1 pseudogene is annotated in these 815 nt (G+C 55.8%); it reads right to left on the reverse strand.

Features of this window, described 5'->3' with window-relative positions:
* Positions 1-815: pseudogene (locus tag OGV69_RS00080) on the reverse strand (phage tail tape measure protein); the annotation flags it as partial.

Here is an 815-nt window from a genome sequence, read left to right on the forward strand (position 1 = left end):
GTGATGCTCTTATGCTCCTGCAGAGTGCGTAACTGCGCCTCCAGCTCCAGCGTCTGCGCGCTGGCAGTATCGACACTTTTCACGCCTGCTGGCGTTTTCACTGCTGACGGTTTTTTAGGCTTCTTCAGCGAGTCGTCGTATTCCTTCTTAGCGGCTGCCATCAGTATGTTGTAATCAGCCTGGAGGATACGTCCGTCTTTGATGGCCTGATTATATTCTTTCTGTTTTGCCGTAAATTTATCCAAAGCTGATTCGGTCTTTGAATATGCAGCCTGTGCCTGCGCGGCATACTTCTGGCGGTCAGATTCAATCACCGCCTCGCGGGCGGCGTTATCCTCAGTGGCCTTTGCCACACTGGCCTGCTGCTGCGCCATTTCCAGTGCAAGGCGGGCAGACTCCCGATCGTTCCAGTAGCTGGCGCGCGCATCATCATTGACATAACCATCACCTTTACGCAGATTCCAGATTTCATCCGCCCGCTTAAAGGCCGCTTCCGCTTTGGCCACCATCTCCTGCGTGGTGTCAGGCCGCCCGATATCGAGCGCCGCATCCCACATCGATTTAAAGGCACGCTTCAGGCTGTCGGCAGCAGTCTCAATCGACCCCATATTGTCGCGCAGGCTCTTTGTCTGCTCACGAAAACCGTTCGTCGCCGCATCATTAGCTGCCTGCAGCGCCCCTGCTTCATCACCGGCGCGTTGCAGTTGCGCCACATAAGCAATCTGTTCCGCGGTAACGTTGTGGAACTGCTGCGCCATGGCAATCAGACCAGAGGTCGGATCGTTCGTCAGTTTGCCGAATGCCGCCGCCACCTT

The sequence above is a fragment of the Citrobacter sp. Cc139 genome (assembly GCF_030334645.1).
Taxonomy (GTDB): domain Bacteria; phylum Pseudomonadota; class Gammaproteobacteria; order Enterobacterales; family Enterobacteriaceae; genus Citrobacter; species Citrobacter werkmanii.